At 46.4% G+C, this 23,059-nt stretch carries 19 protein-coding genes; 15 read left to right on the forward strand and 4 right to left on the reverse strand.

Annotation, left to right across the window (positions count from 1 at the left end):
- Positions 1-81: 81 nt before the first annotated feature.
- Complete coding sequence (locus BN1080_RS03695) at positions 82-1,455, reverse strand: dipeptidase (RefSeq protein ID WP_052650602.1); 1,374 nt, start codon at positions 1,453-1,455, stop codon at positions 82-84.
- A gap of 146 nt (positions 1,456-1,601) precedes the next feature.
- Between BN1080_RS03695 and BN1080_RS03700 the strand changes: the two genes are divergently transcribed.
- From BN1080_RS03700 to BN1080_RS03715, 4 genes are all read left to right on the forward strand, one after another.
- On the forward strand, positions 1,602-2,846 hold the full coding sequence (locus tag BN1080_RS03700; protein WP_052650603.1) for a CNNM domain-containing protein: 1,245 nt from the start codon (positions 1,602-1,604) through the stop codon (positions 2,844-2,846).
- 177 nt (positions 2,847-3,023) lie between these two features.
- Entirely contained in the window at positions 3,024-4,082 is a 1,059-nt protein-coding gene (locus BN1080_RS03705) for a YkvI family membrane protein (RefSeq protein WP_052650604.1), read from the forward strand.
- A 238-nt stretch (positions 4,083-4,320) separates the two neighbouring features.
- Positions 4,321-4,857, forward strand: coding sequence for an RNA polymerase sigma factor (locus BN1080_RS03710; RefSeq protein ID WP_052650605.1), 537 nt, complete (start codon positions 4,321-4,323; stop codon positions 4,855-4,857).
- A 112-nt stretch (positions 4,858-4,969) separates the two neighbouring features.
- Positions 4,970-6,430, forward strand: a complete 1,461-nt coding sequence (locus BN1080_RS03715; RefSeq protein ID WP_052650606.1) for a phospholipase D family protein — start codon at positions 4,970-4,972, stop codon at positions 6,428-6,430.
- A 79-nt stretch (positions 6,431-6,509) separates the two neighbouring features.
- On the opposite strand, the gene BN1080_RS03720 is transcribed toward BN1080_RS03715, so the two are convergent.
- Positions 6,510-8,075 (reverse strand): ABC-F family ATP-binding cassette domain-containing protein, encoded by a 1,566-nt coding sequence (locus BN1080_RS03720; protein WP_052650607.1) that lies wholly within the window; start codon positions 8,073-8,075, stop codon positions 6,510-6,512.
- Positions 8,076-8,307: 232 nt separating this feature from the next.
- Complete coding sequence (locus tag BN1080_RS03725) at positions 8,308-8,490, reverse strand: SE1832 family protein (RefSeq protein ID WP_052650608.1); 183 nt, start codon at positions 8,488-8,490, stop codon at positions 8,308-8,310.
- Between the two features lie 146 nt (positions 8,491-8,636).
- Between BN1080_RS03725 and BN1080_RS03730 the strand changes: the two genes are divergently transcribed.
- Both BN1080_RS03730 and BN1080_RS03735 read left to right on the forward strand, forming a co-directional pair.
- The gene (locus BN1080_RS03730; RefSeq protein ID WP_234398922.1) at positions 8,637-10,499 is read left to right on the forward strand and encodes a cation:proton antiporter; all 1,863 of its coding nucleotides are present in this window, start codon (positions 8,637-8,639) and stop codon (positions 10,497-10,499) included.
- A 106-nt stretch (positions 10,500-10,605) separates the two neighbouring features.
- Positions 10,606-11,169 carry an NADPH-dependent FMN reductase gene (locus BN1080_RS03735; protein ID WP_052650609.1) on the forward strand — a complete coding sequence of 188 codons (564 nt, stop codon included), beginning with the start codon at positions 10,606-10,608 and terminating at the stop codon, positions 11,167-11,169.
- 118 nt (positions 11,170-11,287) lie between these two features.
- Here BN1080_RS03735 and BN1080_RS03740 read toward each other — a convergent pair whose 3' ends face one another.
- Positions 11,288-12,283: a nuclease-related domain-containing protein gene (locus BN1080_RS03740; protein WP_052650610.1), complete on the reverse strand. Its 996-nt coding sequence runs from the start codon at positions 12,281-12,283 to the stop codon at positions 11,288-11,290.
- A gap of 255 nt (positions 12,284-12,538) precedes the next feature.
- Between BN1080_RS03740 and BN1080_RS03745 the strand changes: the two genes are divergently transcribed.
- From BN1080_RS03745 to BN1080_RS03785, 9 genes are all read left to right on the forward strand, one after another.
- The gene (locus tag BN1080_RS03745; protein WP_052650611.1) at positions 12,539-14,698 is read left to right on the forward strand and encodes a DNA topoisomerase III; all 2,160 of its coding nucleotides are present in this window, start codon (positions 12,539-12,541) and stop codon (positions 14,696-14,698) included.
- Positions 14,699-14,751: 53 nt separating this feature from the next.
- On the forward strand, positions 14,752-15,252 hold the full coding sequence (gene ybaK, locus BN1080_RS03750) for a Cys-tRNA(Pro) deacylase (protein ID WP_052650612.1): 501 nt from the start codon (positions 14,752-14,754) through the stop codon (positions 15,250-15,252).
- Between the two features lie 64 nt (positions 15,253-15,316).
- The gene (locus tag BN1080_RS03755) at positions 15,317-15,958 is read left to right on the forward strand and encodes a YczE/YyaS/YitT family protein (protein ID WP_052650613.1); all 642 of its coding nucleotides are present in this window, start codon (positions 15,317-15,319) and stop codon (positions 15,956-15,958) included.
- Between the two features lie 101 nt (positions 15,959-16,059).
- A complete protein-coding gene (locus BN1080_RS03760) occupies positions 16,060-16,710 on the forward strand; it encodes a class I SAM-dependent DNA methyltransferase (RefSeq protein WP_052650614.1) in 651 nt (216 codons plus the stop codon).
- Positions 16,711-16,765: 55 nt separating this feature from the next.
- A complete protein-coding gene (locus BN1080_RS03765; protein ID WP_052650615.1) occupies positions 16,766-17,239 on the forward strand; it encodes an S-ribosylhomocysteine lyase in 474 nt (157 codons plus the stop codon).
- 11 nt (positions 17,240-17,250) lie between these two features.
- Complete coding sequence (locus BN1080_RS03770; RefSeq protein ID WP_052650616.1) at positions 17,251-18,186, forward strand: PLP-dependent cysteine synthase family protein; 936 nt, start codon at positions 17,251-17,253, stop codon at positions 18,184-18,186.
- A complete protein-coding gene (locus BN1080_RS03775) occupies positions 18,183-19,316 on the forward strand; it encodes a bifunctional cystathionine gamma-lyase/homocysteine desulfhydrase (protein WP_052650617.1) in 1,134 nt (377 codons plus the stop codon). The genes BN1080_RS03770 and BN1080_RS03775 overlap by 4 nt, the downstream gene beginning before the upstream one ends.
- A 222-nt stretch (positions 19,317-19,538) precedes the next feature.
- Complete coding sequence (locus BN1080_RS03780) at positions 19,539-21,686, forward strand: immune inhibitor A domain-containing protein (RefSeq protein ID WP_052650618.1); 2,148 nt, start codon at positions 19,539-19,541, stop codon at positions 21,684-21,686.
- 114 nt (positions 21,687-21,800) lie between these two features.
- Positions 21,801-22,991: a glycine C-acetyltransferase gene (locus BN1080_RS03785; protein ID WP_052650619.1), complete on the forward strand. Its 1,191-nt coding sequence runs from the start codon at positions 21,801-21,803 to the stop codon at positions 22,989-22,991.
- Positions 22,992-23,059 lie beyond the last annotated feature (68 nt).

Genomic DNA, 23,059 nt, shown 5'->3' on the forward strand with positions numbered 1-23,059 from the left:
AAGGAAGGAAGTAATGGATTCTAATTAATATGAAGGCAAAAAAAGCCCCTGCTTTAGGAAATAAAGCAGGGGCCAAGCATCTTATAAATTTGCAGCTTCGAAAAGGTAATCGCTGATGACGCGAAGGCCTTTATCGAAATTCTCCAGATGGAAATGCTCGTTTGGTGCATGGAAGTTTTCTGAAGAGAGGCCAAAGCCCATCAATACGACGGGGAGGCCGAGAACTTCATCGAAAACTGCCACAATGGGTACGGAACCGCCCATTCGTGTAAAGGCAGTCGGCACATTGTAGACTTTTTCATACGAGCGGCCGGCCGCTTGGATCGCTGGATGGTCGTATGGCGTCAAGAAAGGCTTCCCTTTATCAAAATCAGTGATTTCAACGGTGACGCCCGCTGGTTTGTGGGCTTCGATATGGGCGCGCAATTTAGCGACGATGTCATCCGGGTCTTGGTTAGGAACTAAGCGGCAAGTGATTTTTGCACTGGCTTCTGCAGGCAAGACGGTCTTGATGCCTTCGCCAGAAAACCCGCCAGTGATGCCGTTGATTTCCAACGTTGGACGGATCCAAGTGCGCTCGATGAACGAATAGCCTTTTTCGCCGAAATCTTCTGTGATGCCAAGCTCTTTTTTCTCATTTTCCAAATCAAATTCAAGCGACGCAAATTCAGCGCGTTCTTCGTCGGATACGGGAAGTACATCTTCATAGAATCCTTCCACTTGAATCACGCCTTCTTTATCGCGGAACGATTCCAGAATTTCCACTACCGCATGCAGCGGATTTTGAACAGCGCCGCCGTATAAGCCGGAATGCAAATCGCCTTTTGGCCCTTTTACATCAATTTGGATGCCGGCGAGGCCGCGAAGGCCATAGCATACCGCAGGGCGTCCCGGCCCTTGCATGCCGGTATCTGAAATGACGATGACATCTGCTTTCAGCTGCTCTTTGTTTTGCTCGACGTATTGCGGCAAGTTCGGGCTGCCGACTTCCTCTTCGCCTTCAACAATGAATTTAATGTTGACCGGAAGCTCGCCGTTCAATTGCAATAGCGCTTCAACAGCTTTTACGTGCATAAAAGTCTGTCCTTTATCATCGCTCGCACCGCGAGCAAAAAGTTTGTTGTCACGGACTTGCGGATCGAATGGAGCAGATTCCCACAGATTAAGCGGGTCGACAGGCTGGACATCGTAATGGCCATAAACTAGCACGGTCGGTTTGCCTTCTGCATGGAGCCAGTCAGCATAAACAACCGGATGCCCTTCAGTTTCAAAAACTTCTGCATTTTCAAGTCCTGCTTTCAGCATGGCCTCTTTTAGCCATTCGGCGCCTTTTCGAATATCTGATTTATGCTCAGACAGCGAAGAAATGGAAGGAATGCGCAAAAATGTTTTCAATTCTTCTAAATGTTGTTCGCGATGGTCTTTAAAATATTGGTCGATTGCTTGTGCGTTCATATTATCCCTCAATTCTTCTATTTTTATTATGGGGAAATTATAACATACGAGATATGGTTTTCGACATTTGGAAAATCGCTATGGTATAATTATGGATACGGAAAGAACTCGTAAAATCTGTGTTTAATACACTGGAGGAACCAAATTTGTTTATTGCATTAGGATTCTTTTTAATGATGTCGTTTTTCTTATCGGGAAGCGAAACGGCTTTAACAGCTGTAAATAGGATGAAGGTCCATCTTCGCGCTGAGCAGGGCGATATAAGATCGCAAAGACTGCAAAAATTGATAGCGAAGCCGGACCGGATGATTACTACTATTTTAATCGGTAATAATATCGCGAATATTATGCTGCCAACTTTAGTTACAACTATTGCGATCACTCGCGGATGGGAAGTAGGGGTAGCGACTGCTGTTTTGACCGTGGTGCTGATCCTTTTTGGAGAAGTGTTGCCGAAAACAATTGCAGCCACGTTCGCGGATAAAATGGCTTATATTGTGGCTCCGGTCATTTCAATATTAGTAGCCATTTTAAGACCATTGACTTGGCTGATTTCCCAGTTCACAAATATTTTTATCCGTGTCATCTCAAAAGGCACTGTCAAAGAAGCGACATTAACAAAAGAAGAATTGCGTTCAATGGTGGACATTGCCTCTACAGAAGGGACCTTTGAAGAAGACGAATCGGAACGGATTAAAGGCATCCTTGATTTCCCAAATAAAGATGTTTCGGATGTCATGTCTACTCACCGTACCGATACGGTCGGGATTTCAATCGATTCGACGTATGAAGAAGTCCGAGATTTAATCTTGGAATCATCATATACCCGTTATCCGGTCTATGAAGAAAGTATGGATAATGTTGTCGGTTTGTTCTATTCGAAGAAATTGATCGAATGGTCGATGGATCCCAATCTGACATTGCAAGAGTTGATGGATGACAATCCCTTATTCGTTGTCCAATCGGTGAGCGTCGAAAAAGTGTTTAAGATGATGATGTCGAAGAAAAAGCACATGGCGGTCATCTTGGATGAGTACGGCGGGACTTTAGGCATTGTAACGCATGAAGATATCATTGAAGAAATGATCGGCCAGGACATCGAAGATGAGACCGATATTGAAGACGACGAGCTTATTTTTGAAATGACCGATACGCAGCTGGTTTGCCATGGCCGTTTAGAAATTGAAGATGTAAACGAAATGTTTGAAGTGGATGTTCCGGATGATCATGATACAATTGCGGGATTTGTCATGCAGCAGCTTGGACATGTACCGGATGAAGGCGAAGAATTCTCTTATGAAAACCTTCATGTAAGGATCAACGAAATGGACCGCAACCGGATAATGCGGTTGACGATTACAAAACAAAATGAAGAAGAAGCATTTGCTTAAAAGCTCTGTCTCCGGACGGAGCTTTTTTTATGCTGAATAAAAGGAATGCCTCTTCTTGTGCATTAATTATGTTAAAAATAGCCAGTTTATATGAGTGCTTAAAAAGGTAAAAAAGAATATCTAGGGAATTTTACATAGAAAAAACAATTAAATAAGGCATTTGGAAAGGAGCAATTTATGAAGAGAAGTTTAAAGATTGCGAGTGCATTTATTGGCATTATAGTAGGTGCGGGTTTTGCTTCCGGCCAGGAAATTTTGCAGTATTTCACAAGCTTCGGCTATTGGGGGTTGGCAGGTGTCATATTATCCACCCTCCTGTTCGGCTATTTAGGGAAAATACTGACAGGGCTTGGCAGCAGGCTGCAAACAAAATCTCATGAAGAAGCAGTCTTCCGGATTGGCGGGAAAGTAATTGGGCGAATTATCGATTATACGTTAATCATTACATTATTCGGCATTTTGGTCGTAATGATAGCCGGTGCCGGTTCAATTTTTTCTCAGCAATTCGGACTTTCGCCAGTAGTCGGCAGGATTACGATGATTTCGCTCGTCATATTAACGATTATGCTCAATGTTAAAAAAGTGATTACGATTATCGGAAGCATTACGCCTCTTTTGATTGTTATGGTGGTCGGAATAGCCATCTACAGTTTGTTCACATTGGATACGAGCTTTGCTGAGTTGGATCCAATTGCTAACGAGCAATTATCAGCTGGCCCTAATTGGTTTATCTCAGCTATTAATTATGTTTCGTTAGCTATCGCGTTAACGACTGCGATGGCACTGGTTCTTGGAGGCGCCGAAAAGAATGAAAAGGTTGCAGCACGCGGAGGTTTGATTGGCGGAATTATTTTTGGCGCGTTGATTTTACTCAGCTATTTTGCCATTTTTTCAAAAGTTGACATCGTGGGGACAGCTGAATTGCCGATGCTGAGAATCGCGGATAATATTTCACCGATACTCGGCATTGTCATGGCCATCGTTATTTTTTGTATGATTTATAACACGGCAGTCAGTTTGTTGCTTTCGTTCTCAGCCCGGTTTACCCCAATTGGCACAAATAAATTTAGAATTTTTGTGATTGTGGCAGGCATAATTGCTTTTGGGCTAAGCTTTGTCGGGTTCACCCAATTGGTCAACTGGCTCTATCCGGCGATCGGCTACATTGGCCTGCTGCTGGTGGGCGCTTTGATTTTGGCGGATATTCGAAAGGTCGGAAGGCCGGCAAAGAAATGAATAAAAGATGAAAGAACAAAAGCATTGCTTCGGCAATGCTTTTTGCTGTTTTCTGAGGGATGTTCGTATAGTTGATAACACCTTCTGGTTTTTATTTGGAAATATTACACTTTTGTAAGTGAAATGAAAGTGAAGGCGATAGAGTGAAAGCTTCGTTTCAGGCACAATAAGGGTAACAAGAAACGGGAGCGGCCTTCACCGGGCTGCTAAGCGAAAAAATCGGATGGAGGCAATCATCATGGAAAGTTTATATATAGAGTACAACCGCTACATTTATCATTTGTGTTTGAAACTGACGCGCAACAAAGCGGAGGCAGAAGATTTAATGCAAGAGGTTTGGTTGAAGGTCGTGCGCTATGAATCATCCATTCAGGAAGTCGATCATGTAAAAGCTTGGCTGACAACGATTTGCATGAACACTTTCCGTGATCGCTACCGCAAAAACGTCCGCCGCAGCAAACACATCCAGCAGCAGCCGGAAGGGCTTGATGTCTCGCTATTGGATTTAATTCCGACAGATGAAGCAGGAGCACCTGAACTATTGGAGCAGCAGGATGTATCGGTCATGATCCGCAGCAAGATTTCAGAGCTTGACGCCATTTACCGGACGACAATTGTCTATTTCTATGTGCATCAGTTGTCATTGATTGAAATTGCAGAAGCGATGAAAGTGTCGATCGGAACGGTAAAATCGCGTTTGTTCCGAGGCAAACAACGCTTAAAAGATATGCTTTTGGAAGATGCACGTACACGGGAATATGTCCAAACAGCTTAAATACGAGTAAACAAAAGAATTTTGAAGCCAATCGACTTTTCGATTGGCTTTTTTTTACAGTTAATTAATAAATTCCTTTTCTGTTGTTATTGCTATAATAAAGGCAGAGGAGATGAATCGATTGAAGAAAAGAGCAAGAAATTGGAGCAAGCGCAGAAGAATTGTCTACGCCACTGCAGGCGTTCTCGCGCTGATATACATAGCTATCATTGTTTGGCATACCTATAAACCGCTTCCTCCAGGCGTTTCCTACACAAGCGAATTGCATGAAGTGGAACAAGTGGAGATGTTTTATGATCTTTCGTATGCCCAAGATAAAGAAGGAAGCGGAATGGAGCACGAATTGAGGATTTTTGACGAAATCAACAGAATAATCGACCGTGCAGAAGAATTCATCGTTTTGGACTTTTTCCTATTTGATAATTATAACGATCAAAAAGTGAGATTCCCGGAAGTCGCCGATCAGTTGACCGAGCAGCTTCTAAAGAAAAAAGAAGCCTTTCCCGACATGCCGATTTATTTTATTACGGACCCGCTTAATCAAGGCTATGGATCCTATGACAGCGAGCTGCTCGATGCATTGGAAGATGCCGGTGTAGAGGTGATCGTCACCGATCTCGACAAGCTGCGTGACTCGACGCCATTGTATTCGGGATTCTACCGCGCATTTTTCCAATGGTTTGAAACGGATGGAAAAGGCTGGCTGCCGAACGGCATGTCGAGCGATGCGCCGGATCTAAAATTGGCTTCCTACTTGAAAATGATGAACATCAAAGCCAATCACCGGAAGGCGATCGCGACGGAGCAGGAAGCGTTAATCAGTTCGGCCAATCCCCATAATGCCAGCGGCTTCCATGGGAATATGGCATTTAAGGTCAGCGGACCTATTGTGAATGACATTTTGGAATCGGAAGAAGCCGCATCGAAAATGTCAGGCGGCCCTGAACTTCCCCGGGCGGACGTGGAAGAGCAGCAAGGACAATACCAAGTTCAGTATGTAACGGAAGGGAAGATTTTAGAAGCGCTGCTTCAAGATTTTGATAAAGCGAAAAAAGGCGACCGCATTCGCTTAGCGATGTTTTATGTAGCGGAAAGCGATATTGTAGAAGCGCTGACAGAAGCAGCGGACCGGGGAGTGGAAGTCCAACTGATTTTGGACCCAAACCAGAACGCTTTTGGAAATGAAAAAACCGGGCTGCCAAACCGTCCTGTGGTCAATGAAATGCTTGAAGAATCGGACGATCAAATCCAGGTCCGCTGGTACAATACCGTAATTGGCCAGTTCCATACCAAAACCATCATGATTGAAACGAAAGATGAAACGATCATTTCCGGCGGTGCCGCCAATTATACAGAGCGGGCCTTGGACAATTACAATCTGGAAAACAACATCCGCATCGTTGCGCCGAATAACAGTGAGCTGACGGACAATATGAACAATTACTTTGATCGTCTTTGGGAAAATGAAGATGCACTTTACACCTTGGATACCGAAGAGTACCAAGACACGTTTTCATTCCTGCAGCGCGGCATCTACGGATTCCAGAAGCTGTTCAAACTGACGACCTATTAAAAAAAGGCTTTTCGCAAATAGATGCGAAAAGCCTTTTTAATATTAAAGAGAAATGATTTTTAAGATGCGAGCACCTTTATTACAAAGTCGACTGCTTTCCGGCATTGACCCATTCTTCGACGTTCCAGACTTTCGTGGCGAGCCCTTCGTAGAATTCAGGTTCGTGGCTGACGAGAACGATCGTGCCTTTATAAGCTTGCATCGCACGTTTCAATTCCGCTTTCGCATCAATGTCCAAGTGATTTGTCGGTTCATCGAAAATCAGCCAGTTGCTTTCTTCCATCATCAACTTGCATAAACGGACTTTAGCTTGCTCGCCGCCGCTTAATTGCGTCATGGAGCGGGAAATGTGCTCGTTTTTCAATCCCGTGCGCGCAAGAGCTCCACGCACTTGACCTTGATCCAAACTTGGGTACGCCGCCCAAATTTCATCAAGCGGTGTATGGGTAGGCGCTTTGACTTCCTGCTCGAAATAGCTAGGCGTCAAATATTCGCCGCGCAGCACATTGCCGTCAAGCGGTTTGATCTTGCCGAGCATGGTTTTCAATAGCGTCGATTTCCCGACGCCGTTCATGCCGACAAGGGCGATTTTTTCTCCGCGTTCGATCATGAACGTAAGAGGCGGAAGAAGCGGCTTATCGTAGCCGATCGTGAGAGCTTCCGCTTCGACCACGTAGCGGCTCGGGCTGCGGGTTTCTTTGAACGAGAATTGCGGTTTTGCTGCAATTTCCGGCTTTTCAATGCGGTCCATGCGGTCCAATTGCTTTTGGCGGGATTTCGCCCGGCCGGTCGTAGACGCCCGCGCTTTGTTTTTCGCGATAAATGTTTCGGTTTTCTTGATCATTTCGGCTTGGCGTTCGTAAGCATCCAAATGCTGCTTTTTCGCGAGTTCGGCAAGCTCGACGAATTTTTCGTAAGATGCGGTATAGCGGGACAGGCGCGAGAATTCCAAATGGAAAATGACGCCTGTGACACTGCTCATGAACTCCGTATCATGCGAAATCAACAGAAATGCATGCGGGTAATTTTTCAAATAGTTGACGAGCCACTGGATATGCTCTTCATCCAAATAGTTGGTCGGCTCATCGAGCAAAAGAACCTTCGGCTTTTCAAGCAACAGTTTTGCAAGCAATAGTTTTGTTCGCTGGCCGCCTGACAGAGCTTCAACCGGCCGTTCAAGCCCGATTGCATCGAGGCCGAGTCCGCGCGCAATCTCCTCGATTTTTACATCAAGCGTGTAGAAATCGCCAGCATCCAATGCATCCTGGACTTCAGCCATTTCTTCCAATAATTCTTCCAGGCGATCCGGATCGGCGTCGCCCATTTGCATGGCGATATTATTGAGTTCTTCTTCTTTTTTATAAAGCGGCAGGAACGCATCCTGCAACGTTTCACGGATGGTGCGCCCTGGCGTCAACTGCGTGTGCTGGTCCAAATAGCCGTAATGCGTTTTCGGCTGCCATTCAACGCGGCCGGAATCATACATGATCTTCCCGGTTAAAATGTTCATCAATGTGGATTTCCCGACGCCGTTTGCGCCGACAAGGCCGACATGTTCGCCTTCTACCAACCGGAACGACACGTCATTGAAAAGCGTGCGGTCACCGAATGTGTGGCTTAAATTCTCTACTGTTAATAAACTCATTTATTGTATTCCTCCATTAGTTAAGAAAAGTATAGGCGCCATCGAAAAGCGGAAGTGGCCGTTTAGGTTCGAAAGGCATAAGACGATTTGGCGAAGCGGCGTGTTTCCAGCCGCACAGCCGAAGTGGCTTATGACCCGAGAATCTGGCCGCAGGAGCTGGACAATCGAAAAGCGGAAACGGCCTTTAAAAGTGCAGAAAATCGGGGCGAAACGCCAAAAAAAAATTCGCGGGCTAGAGTTCCGCGAGTTTTTTGTTTAATTCCGCAAGTCGCTGTTCCATTTTTTCCAATCGTTCTTCTGCCTGTTCCACCATCCGTGCGTGGCCAGTGGTCTCTAATTTCTCAATATCCCCTTGGTGGCGGACATAATCGCTTTTCAAATCAGCAATCTCAAACTCGATTTCTTGTTTGTTCATACGATTCACCCTTAGATTTTTTTCCATTATAGCACAAATTCCATATTATTAAATCCCTGACGGCTCGGTTCTCGCTTTTCAACGCAAGGGGGACCTACTATAATGGTCAAATAAGTTTGAGAAAAAATCATCCTAAAACTGTGGACATGGAGGTACTTATTATCGATTCTTTATTGTTCGATCTCATGCTGATTCTTTTCCTTGGCGTATTGTCACAATGGATTGCATGGCGATTGCAGCTTCCTGCAATTGTAATGATGTCCATTGCCGGCTTAATCGTAGGGCCGTTTTTCGGCATCATATCGCCATCGGAAAGTTTCGGTGACTTATTCAATCCGATTATTTCATTGGCTGTCGCCATTATTTTATTCGAGGGGAGCTTGAATTTAAACTTCAAAGAAATAAAAACGTTCAGCAAACCGGTGCTGCGGATTGTGACCTTGGGAGCATTTATCGCCTGGATTGCGGGATCGCTCGCAGCCCATTACTTAGCCGGCTTGTCCATCGCCGTTTCTTTCGTCATCGGCGGCTTGTTTATCGTCACGGGGCCTACCGTGATTTTGCCGCTGCTGCGCCAGGCGAAGCTAAAAGCGCGCCCTGCCGCGATCTTGAAGTGGGAAGGGATTGTGGTCGATCCTTTCGGGGCGTTGCTTGCCTTGTTCGCGTTCCAATTTGTATTGTTTGCCATGGGCGAAGAATCGGCTGCGGCATTCGGCTTGTTCTTCTTGGCCGCCCTTTTTGCGGTGGTGCTCGGTGTGCTTGCCGGCTGGGGCATGGGGCGGATGTTCGAGAAGGGGCAAGTGCCTGAATTCTTGAAATCGCCGATGGTCTTCGCCGTTGTGCTCTTAGTATTTGCTGTGTCAGACATGGTGATGCATGAAACCGGGCTACTCGCTGTTACCGCGATGGGGATCATGATGGCGAATATGAACATTTCCTCAATTAATGAGATGCGCCATTTTAAAGAAAATATCTCGGTTTTATTGATTTCGAGCATTTTTGTCATGTTGACTGCTTCTTTGAGTTTGGAAGTGCTCATCAAGATTTTGAATTGGCAGATCATCGCATTTGTTTTGGCCATGCTGTTTGTAGTCCGACCATTATCCATTTGGCTATCCACTATCGGAACCGACTTGACGACTCAGGAAAAAACCTTGATCGGCTGGATTGCGCCGCGCGGAATCGTCGCTTTGACGGTATCCGGCTATTTTGCCAGCACCTTGCTTGAAGCGGGATTTGAAGACGCAGAACTTTTGACGGCGCTGACTTTTGCCTTGGTATTTTCAACTGTAGTGGCGCATGGGTTCAGCATCAGCTGGCTTGGCAAGAAACTGGGCCTTGCTTCCTCTGAAGAACCGGGCATTTTGATCATCGGCAGCAGCCGCTTTAATACGAGGCTCGGAGAAATTCTTCAGGCATTCGATAAAAATGTCTTGATCATGGATCCGGCATGGGGCAGCCTGCAGCTTGCCCGCCAATTGGGCATTCCGAATTTTGCCGGTGAAATCTTATCCGAACACACAGAATATGAACTCGATTTGACGCCTTATGAAACCATGATCGTCGCAACGGATACCGATTCCTATAACTCGCTGGTAGTAAATAATTTCGTGCCGGAATTGGGACGCGTGAATTTGTATCAGACGGCAATCCACATCGGCAATCCGGATGATTTTCATTCATCGCTCAGCGGCCGCACTTTGTTCGGTTCGGAATGGAACTTCCATGCGCTAGAAGCGAAAATTGACGAAGGCTACGCGATGCGCAAAACGCAATTGACGGAGCAGTACACGTATGCGGACTTCAAGGAAAAGTCAGTGGAAGGGACGATTCCTCTCTTTGTTAAGCGCGTGCAAGGGAAAATTGAGTTTTTTACAAATGAAAGCAAAATGGAGCCGAAAATCGGCGATACGATTGTCAGCTTTTCACCGCCGGCCCATCAGGAAAATCGCATTCAAGAAAAATTGGAAACGAACCGATTGAAAAGCGAAACTCAGTCTAAAGAATGAAATTCAATGTCCGCAAGATTTATCGATGCGTATATCGAACCCGTCTTTGCTATGATAAAAGGAACAAAGCTGCTCGACAGATAGGCATTCAAGGAGGACTTTTCGAATGAAGATTTTATTAGTGGACGGTACGATTATCGGGAGAAAAACAGGCGCTATTTTGGAACAGGTGAAAACGTATATTCAAGATTTCAATCCGGAAATGGAATTGGTGATATTGAACCTGGCTGAATATGAGCATCAATTTGTCGATGGCCGGCCGCTTGGCGAATACAATAAAGACATGCAGGAAATCGTTCACCGTTTCGAAAATGCGGACGGCTACATTATTGCGACGCCGATTTTCCAAGGGTCGATTCCGGGTGTCTTGAAAAACACATTCGACATGCTGCATCCGCGGACGATGCGCTACAAGCCGGTTTCCATCGTAGCGAACGGCGGAACTTATCAGCATCACCTAGTCATTGAAAATCAGCTGAAGCCGATTCTCGATTATTTCCGCTGCCTCGTGACACCCAACTACGTCTACACGCACACGAGCCATTTTGATGAAACCAACACCATCATCAATGAAGACGTCCACGACCGCTTGCGTGAACTGGCACGGGTTTTCGTGGAATATGCAGAAATGAGCAAGAACCTTTCAAAAGAAACGATCGACAATCCGTAATCAGCAGAAAAACCTCCCGTGGGAGGTTTTTTTTTACGGTATTCAATAATTTATTCCATAAATTGGATTTGCTTTCCTTGACCGCCGAAATACTTTCCTTGCGAAGGTGAATACTATCTCATGTCTTCCGAATACTATCTGTCCCGGGAGAAATACTTTCCAAAAGGGCAATTTGTTCGGGAATAAAATAAACGCGGTCTTTATAGCTGCCTGTAGAACGCATCTTTGAAGATTTCAACAGTTTTGAAGCGGTAGTTATGGAAGGGAGATGCATAAAGTGGCGAAATTCTCTATTGGTGATGGTGCGAGAGACTAAATGCCGGTATTCTGCTAACGCATCCAAATGGCTTTTAGCGTTTTTATAAGAACAGACATTGCATCTCCAGCTTTTCCGGACATAAGCTAATCGCTGAGCTACGCAATGTGGACAGAGCACACCGGTTAAGACGGCGTCTGGCAAAGTAGGCAACACCAATTCTTTAGCAGAATGCAAATTAAGCAAATTTTGTGAGAGTGTAGAAGTTGCAGAATCGGAAAGAAGTTCATATGGGTGATTGGAAAGTAATTGCTCCATTAAATAAGGCAATCCGGAAGATTGGATTATAATCCGCTTGCCGGCTTTCGATTGGATAACCGAAGACGGGTAAGTGAAGACGATTGCACCGAGCACAGGAAGCTCGAATTGCCGATCAGCTAAAAACCGCTTCATCCATTTTTCATGGCGCCGCAGCTGATCATCAGGATTTCGCATGCCGTCGATGCTGCCGTCTTTATTGGTTCGGGAAAATTGGCGGGTTTGTGGATCGAAATTGAGCAATCCGGAAATGCTTTTGATCTCTAGAATCAGAATGAACCGGCTTGTGACCAGCACAGTGTCCATTTGGAAGGAAGAATTTGGTTGTTGGATAAATAAATCATGGATGAAAAAATAGGGGGAAGGCAATTCGATTTCGTGCCAGAGGGAATCTACTCGCTGCTCGCCGTGGAATCCGGCAGTGATGCGCCGGAGCTGTTCAGTCCAATGGGGGAATTGGCTGTGGGTGACCGGGATTCTTTTCACTAAACTTTGCAGCTGGAAAATATCAGGAGGTTCTTTGCGGTTCTTTAAAATCAATCGATCATCTCCTTTATGTTATTAATCTGAATATATACCACCAACTGTTGGAGAGCAAGCTGGTTTAAGAATTTATTTATTTACTTTCCTTGCTGTTTGAAATACTATCCTTCTGGGTTCAGATACTATCTCATATCCGATAAATACTTTCCTTGAAGCTTGAAATACTTTCTGCACCACACCCAACCCCCACGAAAAGCCAGCAAATCCGGAAGATGTTATAATCAATGCATATAGAAATGAGGGTGACAATCAATGAAATCAGTAGTACTAGCAGAAAAGCCATCCGTGGCGCGCGATATTGCACGCGTTCTTGGATGTTCGCAAAAAGGCAACGGGTATTTGGAAGGCAAACAATACATTGTGACGTGGGCGCTTGGCCATTTGGTCACGCAGGCGCAGCCGGAGCAATATGACAACGACTTTAAGGAATGGAAGATGGAGAACCTGCCGATCATTCCGAATCCGTTTAAGCTCGTGCCGATCAAGCAATCGATGAAACAATACAACGCCGTCAAAGCGCAGCTGTCGAGAGGTGATGTCAAGGAAGTCATCATCGCAACGGATGCCGGACGTGAAGGAGAGCTTGTCGCGCGCTGGATCTTGGAGAAAACGAAAACACGCAAGCCGATCAAGCGCTTGTGGATTTCGTCCGTAACAGATAAAGCCATCAAAGACGGCTTCAATAATTTGAAAGACGGCAAAGCTTACGAAAATCTGTATCAGGCAGCAGTTGCCCGTTCGGAAGCAGACTGGGTCGTCGGCATCAATGCGACGCGCGCGTTGACCGTGAAATACAATGCGCAATTGTCGACAGGCCGTGTACAGACACCGACGCTTGCAATGATTGCCGAACGTGAAAAGCAGATCCGCAATTTTCAGCCGAAGCCGTATTATGGCATGCAGGCGATTACGGATAATGCCGCTTTCACTTGGACAGACGGCAATTCGACGCAGTCGTTCGATAAAGAAAAAATCGACAAGCTGTTCCATAAACTGCAAAACACGCAAGAAGGAACGGTTACCGACGTGAAGGTGACGCCGAAGAAACAGCCGGCACCGCCTTTATTCGACTTGACGGAGCTTCAGAAAGAAGCCTACAAACGCTACAGCTGGTCAGCGAAAGAAACGCTGAATACGCTGCAGGGATTGTACGAGCGCTTCAAAATCGTCACGTATCCGCGGACGGATTCGAAGCATTTGACGTCCGATATGAAGAATACGTTGAAAGATCGCATCAAAGCGGTGCAGGTCGGGCCGTACCGGGCGCTTGCCACAACGATTCTAAAAACGCCGATAGCTGCACAAAAAGGCGTCATCGACGATGCGAAAGTTTCCGATCACCATGCGATCATCCCGACGGAGGAAACGCCGCAGCTCCATAATCTTTCGGATAAAGAACATAAATTATATGATATGATCGTCAAGCGTTTCCTGGCTGTTTTCTATCCGGGTTATGAATACGACCAGACGACGGTGAAAATCAATGCGGGCGGCGAAACGTTCCAGACAAAAGGCAACACGATCCGCAATGAAGGATGGAAACGCATCTACAAAGACGATGAAGACGACAGCGATTCGACATTGCCGCCATTTGAAAAAGGACAGAAGCTAACCATTAAAGGCATCGCCTTAACCGACGGCAAAACGAAGCCACCTGCGTTCTTTAATGAAGGAACGCTTCTTGGCGCCATGGAAAATCCGGCGCAGTTCATGGCGGGCGAATCGAAGGAATTGATCCAGACGCTTGGCGAAACAGGCGGGCTTGGAACGGTGGCGACGCGTGCCGACATCATCGACAAATTGTTCAACACGTTCTTGATCGAGAAAAAAGGCAAGGATTTGACGATTACGTCAAAAGGGCGGCAATTGCTGGAGCTGGTGCCGGAAGATCTCAAATCTCCGAAACTGACGGCCGATTGGGAACAGCAGCTCAATAAAATTGCCAAAGGGCAATTGAAAAAAGAGCAGTTCATGAAAGAGATGATCGCGTTTGCGCAGAAATCTGTATCGGATATCAAGAAGAGCGACAAAAAATTCAAACACGACAACGTCACCGGCAAAATGTGCCCGGACTGCGGCAAACCGCTTCTTGAAGTCAATGGCAAACGCGGCAAGATGAACGTCTGCCAGGACCGCGAATGCGGCTATAAGAAACAAGTGGCAGTGTTGACAAATGCGCGCTGCCCGAACTGCCACAAAAAGCTGGAAATGCAAGGCGAAGGCGATGGCAAAATTTTCGTCTGCAAATGCGGCCACCGCGAAAAATTGTCGGCATTCGAGAAACGGCGCAACAATAACCAATCGAAAGCAAATAAAAAAGACGTCAACAAATTCCTGAAACAGCAGGAAGAGCCGCCGGCCAACACAGCGATGGCCGAAGCCTTGAAAAAATTATTGAACCAAAACGATTAGAAATCGGTTGAATTTGATGATATGCTGTTGAAAATGGACAGGGAAAGGCAGAGATGGTGCGAGTGGCGAAGAAAATTGCAAAAACCAATGCAGCCCGAATATTGGATAAAGAAAACATTTCCTATGACATTCTTCAATACGAACCCGGCGATGGGTTAAACGACGGCGTCTCCGTTGCTGCCAAGATTGGCCAGGATGCAGAATTGGTCCATAAAACCTTGGTGACCGTCGGCAGCTCCAAACAGCATTATGTATTCATCATTCCCGTGGACGAGGAGCTGGATTTAAAAGCGGCGGCCAAAGCGGCAGGCGAGAAAAGGATTGAAATGATTGCGGTCAAAGATCTCCAAAGCTTGACCGGCTACATCCGCGGAGGCTGCTCGCCGCTCGGCATGAAAAAATTGTTTCCCACTTTTATTTCAGCATCCGCCGAACATCGGGATAAAATGATCGTATCGGCTGGAAAAATCGGCATGCAGCTAAAGCTTCAGCCGACTGAGCTGGCGAAAGCGACAAACGCCCAATTCGCCGCAATTACCACTAAGGCTGATTGAAAAATCCGTCCATTCACTTGAGTGGATGGATTTTTCATAATACATAACAGAAAGAAGGATAAAAATGAGGCGTTCGCTTTTTTACCGCTGGCTGTTTTTCATTGTCGGCTTGATCATCATGTCTTTCGGTTTTACGCTGGTCCTAAAAGCGGACAAACTGGGCATCAGCCCATGGGATGTGCTGCACGTAGGGCTGCACCTGAACTTCGGTTTGACGATTGGCAGCTGGGTCGTCATCATGGGGCTTGCCATTATTTTGTTCACGATGCTTTTCACGAAAAAGCTGCCGCAAATCGGCGCGTTCTTGAACATGCTGCTGGTGGGCGTTTTTATCGATATCTTCAATTTCCTGATTCCGGATATTGCAACGTGGACTGGCCAAGTGCTGATCTTGATTGCCGGAATCATCATCTCCGGCTACGGCGTCGGAATTTATGTGGCGCCAAAAATCGGTGCAGGGCCGCGTGATGGGCTCATGCTCGTCATCAACGAAAAAACGGGCATCAGCATCAGCTGGGCAAAGACCATCATCGAAGTATTTGCCGCAGTAGCGGGCTGGCTGCTCGGCGGTCCGGTGGGGATCGGGACAATTGCTGTGGCCCTGTTAACCGGCAAAATCGTTCAAGCCGCCTTGCCTTTATTCGAAAAAATGCTTACGAAAATCATTGGGAGAAAAAGCGATGTTCCGCCCGTTTTGAAGATCTAGCGCCCGGTTCAGAGAGTTGAATCCGGGCTCTTTTTATGGTATAAATAAAACCTAGTAAGTCTATTGGTTTTATAGAAAAACCGACTAAAGGAGAATTAAAAATGGGACGAGAGTTCGTAGAAATTTTTGATGAATGGGTTCACACGTATGATGATTCTGTAAATGGAAAAGACAAAGAATACGAAGATGTCTTCGTTAAATATAATGAGATTCTGCAAGCAGTCGCAGACCAGGCAATCAGCCCGGTTATCGAGTTTGGGGTCGGCACGGGCAATTTGACGCAAAAGATGGTGGATCGCGGACTGGAAGTAGTGGGCATTGAGCCGAATCAGGCGATGCGCGAAGCGACAGCAGCGAAATTCCCATCACTGAAAATCATCGACGGCGATTTTTTAGAGTTTGAACAGCCGGTCGAAGTGAAAAGCTTCACGAGTACGTATGCATTCCATCACTTGACGGATGCGGAGAAAACGGAGGCATTTAAGCTTTATGCTGAAAAGCTTCCGGCAGGCGGAAAAGTAGTATTTGCAGACACCGTTTTTAAATCGCAGGAAGCAAAACAGCAAATGATTGAATTTGAAGAGTCGCGTGGGTATGCTAATCTAGTAGAAGATTTAAATCGCGAATATTACACGACGTTGCCGGTGATGAAAGAATTGATCGAAGCAGCAGGATTTGAAGTTGAATTTACGCAGCTCAATAATTACGTCTGGTTGATTGATGCGACAAAGAAAAGCGGAAACGGCCGTTAAGCTCCGAGGAGTTGGCCGTTGGAGACTGAACAAAAAAGAAAAGGAGACGATTCACTTGAAAAAAATGAACGTTGAAAGCTTTAACTTAGACCATACAAAAGTAGTAGCGCCTTATGTACGCTTAGCTGGTGAAAAAACAGGGGCAAATGGCGATACCATCAAAAAATACGATATCCGTTTCAAACAGCCGAACAAAGAGCACATGGATATGCCAGGCCTCCATTCGCTTGAGCACATGATGGCAGAACATAGCCGCAACCACTCAGACCAAATCATCGACATCGGGCCAATGGGCTGCCAGACCGGCTTTTACCTGTCAGTCATCAACCACGATGATTACGAAGACATTCTGCGCATTTTGGAAAACACGTTGACGGACGTGATTGCAGCTGACGAAGTGCCTGCGTGCAACGAAGTCCAATGCGGATGGGCTGCTAGCCATAGCTTGGAAGGTGCGAAAGAATTAGCGCGTGAAATGCTGGCTAAAAAAGACGAATGGCGCCAAGTGTTCGCCGAAGAAACTGTTTAAGGGGAATGGACATGAACGTTGCAACGAGCATTCAGCAATTGATCGGGAACACCCCGGTACTGGAATTGACGAATATCGACATTCCGAATGGCTGCCGGATTTTTGCCAAACTCGAATTCTTTAACCCGGGCGGCAGCGTAAAAGACCGCCTGGGCGTTTCATTGATAGAAGACGCAGAGCAGCGGGGCGTTTTGAAGCCCGGCGGAACAATGATCGAACCGACAGCCGGCAATACAGGCATCGGCTTAGCAATTGCTGCGATCGGCAAAGGCTATCAAGTGAAATTCGTTGTACCTGAGAAATTCAGCCAAGAAAAGCAGGCGTTGATGCGTGCACTTGGAGCTGAAGTGATCAATACGCCAACGGAACTCGGGATGAAGGGCGCAATTGCAAAAGCAAATGAATTAGCGAAAGAGCTGGATGCGTTTTCTCCCTCCCAATTTTCGAACCCGGCAAATCCGGAAACGTATGTCCGGACACTTGGCCCTGAATTGTGGGAAGCGCTCGACGGCAAAATCGACGTATTTGTAGCAGGTGCTGGATCCGGCGGGACCTTTGCCGGGACCTCACGATTTTTAAAGTTAAAACGGGAAACCATCAAGACGGTAATTGTGGAACCGGAAGGCTCCATCATCAATGGCGGGGAATCCGGCCCTCATTTAACGGAAGGCATCGGCATGGAGTTTTTGCCTGCCTATATGGACGCGTCCCATTTCGAGTCTATCCACACCATCCTGGATAAAGAAGCATTTGCCGCTGTCGGCGAATTGGCGAGAAAAGAAGGTTTATTGGTCGGAAGCTCTTCCGGTGCAGCCTTTGTTGCTGCGATGAGAGAAGCGGAGACAGCAAAACCAGGAAGCCACATTGTCACGATTTTTGCGGATTCAAGCGAACGTTATATGAGCCAGAATATTTACGGAAGAACATTTGAGGAGGATCATTCATGAAACCAAAAACAAGATTAATCCACGGCGGGATTTTTGGAGACGAAGCAACAGGTGCCGTTTCTACACCGATTTACCAAGTAAGCACATACAAACAGGAAGCTGTTGGGAAATTCAAAGGCTATGAATATTCCCGGACAGGAAACCCGACGCGCCATGCCCTCGAAGAATTGATTGCAGACGTGGAATACGGGCATGCCGGATTTGCATTCGGCTCCGGGATGGCAGCGATTTCTTCCGTGATGATGCTCTTTTCAGCAGGCGACCACATCATCTTGACGGATGATGTATACGGCGGAACATACCGCGTCGTCAATAAAGTCTTGAACCGCTTCGGCCTTGAATTTACTTTCGTGGATACAGGCGATTTAGAAGCGGTTGAAGCTGCTGTAAAAGAAAATACGAAAGCGATTTTCATCGAAACACCGACGAATCCTTTATTGAAAGTAACGGACATCGAAGCGGTTTCGGCTTATGCAAAATCGAAGAACCTCTTAACAATTGTCGACAATACATTCATGACGCCTTATTTGCAGAACCCATTGAAATTGGGTGCAGATATTGTCTTGCATAGTGCGACAAAATACATCGGCGGACACAGTGACGTCGTGGCCGGACTTGTCGTCGTCAACTCGGAGCAATTAGCGACTGACTTGCATTTCGTCCAAAATTCCGTCGGCGCCATCCTTGGGCCGCAAGATTCTTGGCTGCTGATGCGCGGATTGAAGACGTTAGGAATCCGCATGGAAGAAGCGGTATCGAACGCTCAAAAAATCGCTGAATTCCTGGACCAGCACGAAGCGGTCAACGCCGTCATCTACCCGGGATTGCTGAATCACACCGGACATGAATTGATGAAAAAACAGGCAGCCGGTTTCGGTGCCATGATTTCATTTGATGTCGGAAGCAAAGAAAAAGCTGATGAATTATTGGCGAAATTGCGTTACTTTACACTTGCTGAAAGTTTAGGCGCCGTTGAAAGTTTGATTTCGGTTCCTGCGCAAATGACGCATGCTTCGATTCCAGTTGAACGCCGCGGAGAGCTTGGCATTCTAGAAGGTCTCGTGCGGATTTCAGTAGGAATTGAAGACGTGGAAGACTTGATCGAAGATCTTGAAAATGCATTGAACTAAATGATGATAAAAAACCGCCATTTGGCGGTTTTTTTTATTTCTAAAGAACTAGGGAAATCCCGAAACGGAAGAATTTTTAAAAATGATGAAAAAAACATAGAAAAAAATGCCTAAAATTCCGAAATCCGAAATAAATCATTTACCTCATTCGTCTGAATAGTCTGCATGCTATTATTTTATTCAGCTATAAAATTCTGACAATTCGAGAGGGGTAAAAAGAACATGGTTAAAAGCAAATGGGTTTCCATTCTTTCAGCAAGTGCTCTGGCATTGTCGCTAATGGTGCCGGCAGCAGCTGCACCAACAGAAGCGGCAACAACATCAACGACAAAAGCGGAATGGAACAGCGAGCGCTACGGAGACCGTGTCGACATCGACCAGACGTTGAATGAGATGGCGCAAGACGAAGCATTCATGAAGCAAGCGGACAAAAAAATCAAAGCACAGGCGGGTGAAGTAGCAGCTTCCGGCGCTAAAGCAACAGCTGATGGGCCATTTACATATGATGGAGGAACGAAGAAATTCCTTGACCGCAACTTGTCTTTTAAAGACTTTACTTTGCGCAGTGTCGGCGAAAATGTGGAAATCTGGGTAGCCAATGACCTGGCTTACGGTCCGGACAACCCGAAACCCGCTGATGTGGTAACGCAGGCGCAAGTTGATAAATTGAAAGATGAATTCGACAGCAATATTTATCCGAAAGCGACTGGATTCTTCGGAATGCCGGATCAGCTCGACGGTTCAAATGCGACGGTTCCAGGAATGGTCGGATTGCCGGATGATTATTACGAAGGATCGGACAAAGTCATCATGCTTGTCGACAACGTAAAGGATGAAGGCTGGAACAACCCGTCGTACCCATTCTTTGTAGCCGGCTTCTTCTGGCAGACGCTTGAAAACTATACAGACCGCAACATCATTACCATCGATACGAACTCATGGGAAACGCGTCTTGAGACGACGTTCTTCGGAACGACAATCCACGAATTGCAGCATTTGATCCATGCGGACAACGACCCATCAGAGGAAACGTGGTTAAACGAAGGGATGTCTACTTTCTCTGAGTATCTTGGCGGTTATGGCCACGATGCAGGATCGATCAACTTCTACTTGGACCACCCGGAAAACTCACTCGTGAGCTGGGACGAACACGGCACAGCTGAAACCGGTCCGGAAACCATTGCGGATTACGGACAAGTGTATTTATTCACCCTTTATATGTATGACAAATTTGGCCAGGAATTCATCCGTGAATTGGCAGTCAACGGCGAAAAACAGGGCATGTCCAGTGTAGACCAAGTGCTGAAAGACTACGGCACGAATAAAACTTTCCTGGAAGTCTACCAGGATTTCATGACGGCATTGACGCTTGATAGCTCAGCAGTCGACAGTGACTACAACATCGACAGCATTGACCTCCGCAACCTGCCAGTTGGCACGGATGGAAAAGTGCGCGGCAAAACAATCGACTTTGAAAGCGCAAAAACGTATGAAAAAGAAGGCGTTCCGGCATGGGGCGGCGACTTTAAAGAATTTAACTTCGGCAAAGATGTACGCGGCTTGAAATTTGACGGCGTCGACTTCCTGCCGCTGCAATGGAGCACAGTTGCGGATCCTAAAGGGTCCGGCAAACAAGTGCTGCATCCGAATAACGGAGACGAGGCAGACCAGGCATTGATTTTTGGTGCAACGGTTCCGACGGCAAATCCGACATTAACATTTGACCACTACTACGATATTGAAGAACAATGGGACTTCGGCATGGTCCAAGTTTCAACAGATAACGGCGAAACATGGAAATCGCTTGAAAACCAAAATACACGCAGCGATGTTGTGGAAGAAGGCTACCCGACTATTAAAGAAAATGTTCCAGGATTCACAGGAACGAACGGCGATTGGGCGACAGAAACATTTGACTTGTCCGCTTATGCCGGCAAAGACGTATTGGTTTCATTCCGCAATTTGACAGACTGGGGCTCAAACAACCCGGGCTGGTACATCAAAGATGTGAAACTTGGCAATTTCTCGAATGACGGTTCTTCAACAGACGCATTCCAGTCGCTGGGACAGTTGAAAGGCGACTACGTGAATTTCACAACGACGTTCATCCAAACGAAGAAAAACGGCAAAGAGCGCGTATTCCACGTGAATCCTTACAACGTGACAAACCAGCAGGCATTGGATCTGAAGCAAGTGCTTCGTGAAGGCAATGTGAAAATGATTACGTCTTATGCAGCAGCAGAAGGCCAAAAAGAAGCGCAGGAATTCAGCTACGAAGTCCTGTATAAAGACCAAAAAGGAAAAGATAAAAAAGACAACAAGAACAAAGGCAAGGGCAATAACAACGGAAAAGGCAATGGCAATAAATAAGCGGGAAGCGGACCTCGGTCCGCTTTTTCTTTTGGCCGGTTTTCTTTTCAGTTTGGAGAAGATTGCCGTTATGGTAAGATGGAAAGTGAAAACGTTTGCGAAAGGAAGAGGACATTGTCAAAAAAACTAGATGCATTTTTAGATCAAAACCTTGGCGAATTAAAAGAGCAGGGCTTATATAATGAAATCGATCCAGTGGAAGGGCCGAACGGGGCAATCATCAAAGTCCGCGGCAAAGATTTGATCAACTTATCTTCAAACAACTATTTGGGGCTTGCGACAAACGAAGATTTGAAGCAAGTGGCGAAAGATGCGATCGATAAATACGGCGTCGGTGCTGGTGCAGTCCGCACAATCAACGGAACATTGGACATCCATGTGAAATTGGAAGAAAAGCTTGCGGAGTTCAAGGGAACAGAGGCGGCCATTTCCTACCAATCCGGATTCAACTGCAACATGGCAGCGATTTCTGCCGTGATGGACAAGAATGATGCCATTCTTTCCGATCAGCTGAACCACGCGTCCATCATTGATGGCTGCCGCTTGTCAAAAGCGAAAATCATCGCCTTCAAACATTCGGATATGGAAGACCTTCGGGCGAAAGCGAAAGAAGCGACCGAGTCCGGCTTGTACAATAAAGTCATGGTCATTACAGACGGCGTATTCTCCATGGACGGCGATATCGCGAAGCTTCCAGAGATTGTGGAAATCGCAAAAGAATTTGATTTGATTACATACGTTGACGATGCGCACGGTTCGGGCGTTACCGGCAAAGGGAAAGGGACCGTGAAGCATTTCGGCCTTGAAAAAGAGATCGACATGCAAATGGGCACCTTGTCTAAAGCAGTCGGCGTAGTCGGCGGCTATGTAGCCGGCAAGAAAAACCTGATCGACTGGCTGAGAGTCCGTTCACGCCCGTTCTTGTTCTCGACCGCGGTAACACCGGGGGACGTAGCGGCGATCATTTCGGCCTTGCAGATGATCATCGATTCGACCGAACTGCACGACAAACTATGGGACAACGGCGATTACTTGAAAAAAGGCTTGAAAGAGCTTGGCTTCAATATCGGAGATTCGGAAACGCCGATCACACCTTGCATCATCGGCGACGAGAAGCTTACACAACAGTTCTCGAAGCGCTTGTTTGAAGAAGGCGTCTATGCGAAATCTATCGTCTTCCCAACGGTTCCTAAAGGCACAGGACGCGTCCGCAACATGCCGACAGCGGCCCATACAAAAGAAATGCTCGACGAAGCGATCGAAGTATACGCGCGCGTCGGAAAAGAACTTGGCGTTATCCAATAACACACGAAAACACGCTCAGCCAATAGCAGCTGGGCGTGTTTTATTTTCCAGATTAAGGATTTACTTTC

Origin of the sequence: Planococcus massiliensis, from assembly GCF_000821325.1 — a bacterium.
In the GTDB taxonomy this organism is placed as follows: Bacteria; Bacillota; Bacilli; order Bacillales_A; family Planococcaceae; genus Planococcus; species Planococcus ruber.

Bases quoted from the DNA above. Each gene is read 5' to 3' on its own strand.
- BN1080_RS03695 (WP_052650602.1), bottom strand. From the start codon at position 1,455: ATGAACGCACAAGCAATCGACCAATATTTTAAAGACCATCGCGAACAA.
- BN1080_RS03705 (WP_052650604.1), top strand. From the start codon at position 3,024: ATGAAGAGAAGTTTAAAGATTGCGAGTGCATTTATTGGCATTATAGTA.
- BN1080_RS03710 (WP_052650605.1), top strand. From the start codon at position 4,321: ATGGAAAGTTTATATATAGAGTACAACCGCTACATTTATCATTTGTGT.
- BN1080_RS03715 (WP_052650606.1), top strand. From the start codon at position 4,970: ATGAATCGATTGAAGAAAAGAGCAAGAAATTGGAGCAAGCGCAGAAGA.
- BN1080_RS03720 (WP_052650607.1), bottom strand. From the start codon at position 8,075: ATGAGTTTATTAACAGTAGAGAATTTAAGCCACACATTCGGTGACCGC.
- BN1080_RS03725 (WP_052650608.1), bottom strand. From the start codon at position 8,490: ATGAACAAACAAGAAATCGAGTTTGAGATTGCTGATTTGAAAAGCGAT.
- BN1080_RS03730 (WP_234398922.1), top strand. From the start codon at position 8,637: ATGGAGGTACTTATTATCGATTCTTTATTGTTCGATCTCATGCTGATT.
- BN1080_RS03735 (WP_052650609.1), top strand. From the start codon at position 10,606: ATGAAGATTTTATTAGTGGACGGTACGATTATCGGGAGAAAAACAGGC.
- BN1080_RS03745 (WP_052650611.1), top strand. From the start codon at position 12,539: ATGAAATCAGTAGTACTAGCAGAAAAGCCATCCGTGGCGCGCGATATT.
- ybaK (WP_052650612.1), top strand. From the start codon at position 14,752: ATGGTGCGAGTGGCGAAGAAAATTGCAAAAACCAATGCAGCCCGAATA.
- BN1080_RS03755 (WP_052650613.1), top strand. From the start codon at position 15,317: ATGAGGCGTTCGCTTTTTTACCGCTGGCTGTTTTTCATTGTCGGCTTG.
- BN1080_RS03760 (WP_052650614.1), top strand. From the start codon at position 16,060: ATGGGACGAGAGTTCGTAGAAATTTTTGATGAATGGGTTCACACGTAT.
- BN1080_RS03770 (WP_052650616.1), top strand. From the start codon at position 17,251: ATGAACGTTGCAACGAGCATTCAGCAATTGATCGGGAACACCCCGGTA.
- BN1080_RS03775 (WP_052650617.1), top strand. From the start codon at position 18,183: ATGAAACCAAAAACAAGATTAATCCACGGCGGGATTTTTGGAGACGAA.
- BN1080_RS03780 (WP_052650618.1), top strand. From the start codon at position 19,539: ATGGTTAAAAGCAAATGGGTTTCCATTCTTTCAGCAAGTGCTCTGGCA.